The following is a 6,770-nucleotide window of genomic DNA, read 5'->3' as shown; positions in this document are numbered from 1 at the left end:
GTTCTCGGTATGATTTGCTTCCCCGCGAACGAGTAAATCCGCTGATCATTTCAATAAGAGCCTTAGTCCTTTCCCCGTTTACCTTCAATGTGATTCCCCCTATTTTCATCAATCAATTCTAACTTTGTGCCCGGGTATAAGATAGCTTTTTAAGGCTAATCCAAGAACACTTTTTGAAAAACATGAAACATATGTAAAGAAAAGTCGTGCAAACCTTTTGTCCTTGACTAACTGGATTTTTTCCGGGAAATTTCTCAAAAAGCTGTTGCGTAATCCCGTTGCCATTACAAGATTTTCCATCAAAGGCCGGAGCTCTCGAAGATAATTTTTGTTAAGCTTCGATTTTCTATATTTCATAACAGCTCTTGCCGCTAACATGCCAGAGTAAAGGGCATAACTGATCCCTTCACCTGTCCAGCTATCAACCAGTCCCGCACTATCTCCTATGACAAGACACCCTTCCATAAACTCATTAACCTCATAAGCAAATCCAACTGAGAAATCTGGAATTGGTGTTACGTGATATTCTTCATTTTCAGGAATTTTATAAGGTGTTATACTTAGATTTTCTTTCGATATATAAAAAGAAGGTTTTCCTTCCACATAGACCCCTGAGCCTATGGAAGCTTCTTCTAGCCCGGGAAAGTACCAAGCATAACCATTCTCGAAAAAGATTAGGGAAACAGCATTCGAAAGCTTTGGCGCTTTATAATGAACAATATTAGAGTATCTTTGTTTAATAGTGTCTGTTAACAGTCTTGAACCAAATACGCCTGCAGCAATAATTACATATTCAGCCCGATAACTCTGATTATCAGTCTCTACCACAAAGAGTTCACCAGTCTTTCTGATAAATCGCACTCTCTCTTTTCTGAAGCTGACACTAGATTCAGCTGTAACCTTCAGCAAATCTCTATCTAATGTGGATCTGGAGGTAACGTGGAATAATGGCCGGTTGAAAAGCATACCGCACACCTTCTTGCTATGTCCCTCAAATCCATAGTGTAATTCAAGCTTTTTCACAGGATTTGCTTTCAATTGTATAACCGGAAAGATCTTTTTGAGCAACCTCACAGCTTTCGGGGTAAGACCGCCTCCACAACCCTTCTCTTTGTTAAAACCAAATTTGTCAAGCAATAAAACTTTAGCACCGTTTTCAGAAAGAATTTTCGCTGCTGCACAGCCAGCAGGACCGGCTCCAATAACTATGACGTCATGCTTCTCTTCCTTCAAGCCTTTCCCTCCTGTACAAAGTGATCACAACGAACATTTCCATTAAAATCATAAAGAGAATCAACAAGATGCCCGCTCCAAGGCCAAAGAGTTTTCCGACAAAACCGATAAAATAACTTGAAAAAGTCGCTCCAAGTGAAGCCGCAAAAGTAAATGAGCTTACGGATATTTCGGCAGTTAATTTACTGCCTCTCAATAGAGTAGCTTGGAGTGTGGGAAACATAGCAGAAAATCCAAAACCAGCCCCAAAAACAAGTAAACTTATCAAAATACCAGACTTGGCATAAAGAACCCCAATAAATGAAAGAAGAGATATTGTGGTCAAAATAAGCATCGTTTTGCTATATCCCACTCTTTCCAGAAAAACCCCAGCAAGCAAACGCCCGATCAGTAGCCCAAGCCATAACAATGAAGGGAAGAGAGCAGCTAACCTTATGCTCATCTCCTTAACATCGTAAACATATGCAGCAAGCCATGAAGAAAATCCCACTTCATAGCCCACATAGAGAAAGACACCTAACATTATCAGCCAAAAAAAGGGGTCTTTTTGGCTGTTGTTTATATTTTTTTCCAAATTTTCGCTTTTTCCCTCAGGAGTTTCCAGTTTAACAGAAAGTAACCCCATACTAAAAATGAGAACGAGACTATTGCTCAATGCGGCAATCAAAAAAGGTATCCACCAATCCCCTTCGTTTTTTAAAAACAGGGATACAATCACTGGTGATAAAATTGCTCCAAGAGCGTAGAGAGAATGCATTAAATTGAGAATTGACCCCCGTTTCTTCTTTTCAATGATTGAAGCACCTACTCCAGAATCGATTTCCAGCAAGCCATTGCCAAAATTCAAAAGAAGATAAGAAACGAAAAGCCATAGAAAAGCTCGTGCTCCTGTTATTAAGAAGAGCGCAACGGTATTGATTAACATCGACAGGGCAAGAGACTTAAAGGCCCCTATCTTCTTCCCGAAAACCATGGTAAAGAAAGCTGCAGAGAAAAAACCAAGAGACGAAGTCGCTAGGATCAAACCCGCCTTTTCGTGGTCAATATTCAAACTTCTTTCAATAGCGGGGAGGGCACTTCCAAAGGCTATTGCTGAAAAACCGAAGTTGAAAAATCCTCCCATTGAAGTGAATAAAAAAACCTTTCTCTTATTCCTTGCCATTTTCTCCTCCTACTCTCCGGGGATATATAGATTGAAATCCTTGGTTAGATTGCGAACTTCGCCATCAGGCATTTTTGCGATTTTCGCGCTGTTAAATCCAAAGAAAAGCAAATATACAGCGTCAGGAATAGCTGTTTTTATGTAAGCATCTTTTGTAAGCGTAATTGTATAACCTGTTTCAAGCAACGGTGCTTTAAGATAGAAGAATTTCTCTTTTGATAATCCGGGTTTGAAATTTTTCTGATAGCTATACTTGCTTTCCTCTGCATTATCTTTGAATCCGACCCACACTTCTTTATTTCCCGCAACAAAAATCCTGAAGTAAGGTCTTTCGGGATTTTCTTGCAGTTCCGTCAAAATCATCCTAAGGTCAGTTTCAGTGTTTTCAATGAAATTTCTGGCTACAAGATAATCTTCAATAGGCCCACCACCAGATATAAGGCGCTTTATCGCATTGATTTCGGCATTTGTATCTTCATTTAGTTTTCGAATATTCTCTGTTGTTTTTGATTCAAGGATACTCAAACTCTCTCTCAACTCGTCGAGCTTCAATATTGAAATAATGGAAAAAGCAAACGAAATTATTATTGCAATCAGAAAGAAAGTTCCAAAAACCGTTTTTAAGGAGCCTTTTGGCATGAATAATCATCCTTTCATTGCGGTGAAGAATAAATGCTCTGCTCTTCCAAAAAGTTGATGTTCTCTACAAAATCTGTACTCCCATATCAAAGCGTTTTCAAGGTTTCTCGCCAATTTTTTCTCGTCATATGGAGCAAAAACCACCATTCCAGCCATATCAGTGAGCTCAAACCCCGTTTCAGACAGTAAGGATTGAATGTCTTCCGGGAAAAACGGTATTGTGTGGAAATGAATGCGGCTTACAGTGCTGTCCCCAATTAATACTCTTCTATCGTTAAGAAATTTCTCCGCATTTCTTGACTCAATATTCGACACAAAATCTTGTAAAAAAGCAAAAGCATTATCTACAGTGGCAAGAAACTTTCCCTCTGGTTTCAAAACCCTGTTGATTTCTGAAAGCAATTCCTGTGGTGATTCACAATATGAAATAACATCCCCCATGGCCAAAACAGAATCAAAGGTGGCATTTTCAAATGGAAGTGCTTCGCCTTTTGCGTTTATGAATTCGATTTTTACATCATTCAACCGGGCTTTCATCTTTGCAACCGATAGCATTTTCTCAGAAGGATCAACAGCTACTATATCCGCCCCTTCTTCAGCCAACTTGATAGCCCAGCGACCTGTTCCCGTTCCCAGATCGAGAATCTTTCCCTTTATGTTTTGATCAGAGACGAGTTTTTCTAAAAGCATATGATAAAGAACCCAATAGGGTTCTTCATACATGTAATCATACCTACTGGCTATTTCATCGTAATACTCCCAGGCTTTGTGCAAAAAATCACCCTTTCACAGAGTTTTTTCCAGCTTTTTTAGCTTTGTAGCATAGATCGTCGGCTATCCTGAGGATTTCTTCGCGCGATGAAATATAAGGCGAGGGATATGTAACAACTCCGAAACTTCCTGTCACAGAAACATTGATTCGAGCATTCTCAATTGACTCTCTCAAACGCTCGGCAAAGATTTTTGCACCGTTATGTGAGGTACCAGGAAGTAAAAAGACAAATTCTTCACCGCCGAAGCGGCAGATAATGTCAGTTTCCCGTGCATTTTTCATAAAAATTCGCGCCACGTTTTTCAATACTTCATCGCCAGTTTTATGGCCATAATTGTCGTTTATCTTCTTGAAATCATCAAGGTCACAAAAGATAAGCGAAAATATTTCACCGGTTCTGTTTGCTCTGGCAAATTCCTCTTTAAACCTTTCTTCAAAATACCATCTTGTGTACAACCCTGTAAGTTCGTCTCTAATAGCCATTCTATATCTACTGAAATTCAACAGCATCAGTTCTATAATCGGTTCTAAGTGAACCATCAGGTTGTAGAACTTTTGAATAGTGAGCTGGTCGACCTTTTGTTCAGGATTATACAATTCCAGCTTTGCCTTGTCATTATTTCCAACGTAAAAACTGTAAGAAACATAGAAGGGTTCAGGGGTATATAGTGTGTCAAATGTAGGAATTTCACCTGTTCCAAAGGTGCATATTTCAACATTGCCTTTGCCAAATTCGAATCTCCCAACGTTTGCAGGGAATTCTTCCAGAAGGCTCTTGAAGATCACTTCAGCAAGCTCATTAAAATTTTCGGCATTTGCAAATGAAAGAACAACTGCCATTATCCGCCCTATGAACCTCAGGGAATCATTTGCACTAAGCACAGAGTTATTTAAATCATTTAAGAGGTGCTTGTCTATTCCAGCTTTTTCAAGATTTTCCTTGACTTTTATCATTAGGTCAACAAAGGCTTCACTATTCAGGAAAAGATTTCTCAGTTTCCGTGAAAGGTTATTCATGCCAGATGCGTCATACAAAGAAGCAGCAAACCTCATATAACGTATGACATCGTGTTGCATATCTGATTTATAAGCAGCTAGTCCTATCGCGTGATATATCTGTGCCTGAGAGAGGAGTAACCCTCTTTTTCGCGAATAAGCAAGTTGCGAAAATGAAAATTCCCTAAAATCCTCCAGAAAACTCTCAGGAAGGATTTGTGCTAAAAACAAGAGCGTTTCCTCAACAAAAAAGCGCATCCCCTTACGATATTTTCTGAAAAGCATATAGGCTTCTGTTGGGTTACTAAGTCCTATCTTGGTAATTTCGAGAAACTTTCGTTCATCATCTTCAAGATATTCAGCATCGGTGAGATTTTCAAAAACGCTTTGAATGGCTTTTATATCACCGTTGATAATGTGAAATAAAATTTTAAGCACATTGGTGAAATATTTTTTTGAAAGCACTCGTGGATCTTTCGTTATCTCGAAATTGGCTTCATACTCAGCAAGGCACCTTTCAAACTCATCGGAATTTCCATTGTACAACGCTGTAAGGCTTTTAAATTCCAAAATGCGAGATTTTATTTCTGGGTTATTCGTTGTTTTCACGTAAGCGTTTATTTTCTTCATCAATTTATTCAGAAGGATTTTTTCACCAGAGGCTAAATAACTATATGCCAGATTGACAGCGATGAATGCTGCAGTGTCATAATCGTTAATTTCTCCAGCTACTTCAATTGCGTTGAGCTTAAGCTCTTCAGAATAAGCCTTGAAATCTTCTTCATAGTAAAGGCTTAAATTATTATAAAGCTTTGCTATCCAATCCTTAAGATTAAATTCCTTCGCTATTTTCAAAGCCATTTCAAGGAATAGCTTGCCCTTCACAGGTTCTTTTGTGCCAAAGTATCCTGCAAAGAGATTCAAAATTGCAATCTTCAACCGTGCGTATTGTGGTGATATTGTTTTTGACTCTTTGTTGAGTATTTCCAGCTTCTCAAGATCTGCTTTTGAAAGATTTTTTATATTCTTGGTATCCAACAGATAAAATTGCAACACAATCTTCTGATAATCTGTTAATTTCCCTTCTGTTCTTTCAGAAACAAGCTCCAAAAAATACTGTTTGTCAAGATGAATTTTCAGTATTCTTAGAAAATTCATGCAATCAACGTGAAAATTGCCACGAAGCCATTTTTCTATTAATCTCCGTGTGGCGATTTTTTTGTAATCAAGGGCTATCAAACGGGCTTTCAAGCTCAAGCTCGCCCAGTTTTCATACCCTAAAATGTAATCCACAACTTCTATTTTTTTCAGCAGCTTATCTTTTGGTAGCCAATTATAGTAGTCTTTCCGTATTTGCCAGAGTAGAGCCGCGGCAAAAGTCCTCTTGGAACAATGGCTGTTTTCAAGATGAAATTTTATCCCCTCCGGCAGTTGTCTCTGTAAAGCTAGCTCCAGATGGTCTTTTTCGTTTGTATCAGTACTTTCATAGAATTTTTTCCATTCATCATCCTGAAAGCTAAAGATTCCCTTTTTCTCTTTCAGTATTCCCTCGGTCTTTGCTGCTTCAATAGTCTTTAGCAGTTGATTATCAGGATATTTGCTGCTAAAAATTGACAATACTTCAGAAAGCAAAAAGCGCTTCCCGAGGGAGGATATTTCCGTGAGTATTCTCTTTGCGTTCTCATTCATAGAATCACCACCAAAAAAATTTTACCCTAAATGTGCAAATAAAAAAAATCAGTTATATGCAGCAAGTATAAAGAATGCTTTATGCTTAAGGTGTCATAGAAAAGCGCCCCCAAAAATTCCTATGGTGCCATAAGAACTTACAAAAGGCGATATTATGAAGATTATTGAGTGGTTAGGCAAGCTTTTGCCTTCGAACTTTGTAAAAAAGCAAAATAGGAGCAGAATATGAGCTTACTCTAGAATTTAATTGGGGCAATTGCGCAGAGAATAAAAAAAGCA

At 38.4% G+C, this 6,770-nt stretch carries 5 protein-coding genes; all 5 read right to left on the bottom strand.

All coding sequences use genetic code 11. The features are described from left to right. Positions 1 to 108: 108 nt before the first annotated feature. Genes AC3LHT_RS03205 through AC3LHT_RS03185 form a run of 5 tightly spaced genes read right to left on the bottom strand, consistent with a single transcriptional unit; the run spans position 109 to position 6,491 of the window. Positions 109 to 1,233 (bottom strand): NAD(P)/FAD-dependent oxidoreductase, encoded by a 1,125-nt coding sequence (locus AC3LHT_RS03205; protein WP_488661961.1) that lies wholly within the window; start codon positions 1,231 to 1,233, stop codon positions 109 to 111. Further along, positions 1,214 to 2,395 carry an MFS transporter gene (locus AC3LHT_RS03200; protein WP_488661960.1) on the bottom strand — a complete coding sequence of 394 codons (1,182 nt, stop codon included), beginning with the start codon at positions 2,393 to 2,395 and terminating at the stop codon, positions 1,214 to 1,216. Before AC3LHT_RS03200 ends, AC3LHT_RS03205 begins: the two co-directional genes overlap by 20 nt. 9 nt (positions 2,396 to 2,404) lie before the next feature. Further along, a complete protein-coding gene (locus tag AC3LHT_RS03195) occupies positions 2,405 to 3,034 on the bottom strand; it encodes a hypothetical protein (protein ID WP_290646484.1) in 630 nt (209 codons plus the stop codon). 6 nt (positions 3,035 to 3,040) lie between these two features. Further along, positions 3,041 to 3,808, bottom strand: coding sequence for a methyltransferase domain-containing protein (locus tag AC3LHT_RS03190; protein ID WP_488661959.1), 768 nt, complete (start codon positions 3,806 to 3,808; stop codon positions 3,041 to 3,043). 4 nt (positions 3,809 to 3,812) lie between these two features. After that, the gene (locus tag AC3LHT_RS03185) at positions 3,813 to 6,491 is read right to left on the bottom strand and encodes a GGDEF domain-containing protein (protein ID WP_488661958.1); all 2,679 of its coding nucleotides are present in this window, start codon (positions 6,489 to 6,491) and stop codon (positions 3,813 to 3,815) included. Positions 6,492 to 6,770: the final 279 nt, after the last annotated feature.

This window comes from Kosmotoga sp. (assembly GCF_982836095.1).
Note: the sequence above shows the minus strand (reverse complement) of the source record. Positions and strands in the feature narration are given on the sequence as shown.

Bases quoted from the DNA above. Each gene is read 5' to 3' on its own strand.
- AC3LHT_RS03200 (WP_488661960.1), bottom strand. From the start codon at position 2,395: ATGGCAAGGAATAAGAGAAAGGTTTTTTTATTCACTTCAATGGGAGGA.
- AC3LHT_RS03195 (WP_290646484.1), bottom strand. From the start codon at position 3,034: ATGCCAAAAGGCTCCTTAAAAACGGTTTTTGGAACTTTCTTTCTGATT.
- AC3LHT_RS03185 (WP_488661958.1), bottom strand. From the start codon at position 6,491: ATGAATGAGAACGCAAAGAGAATACTCACGGAAATATCCTCCCTCGGG.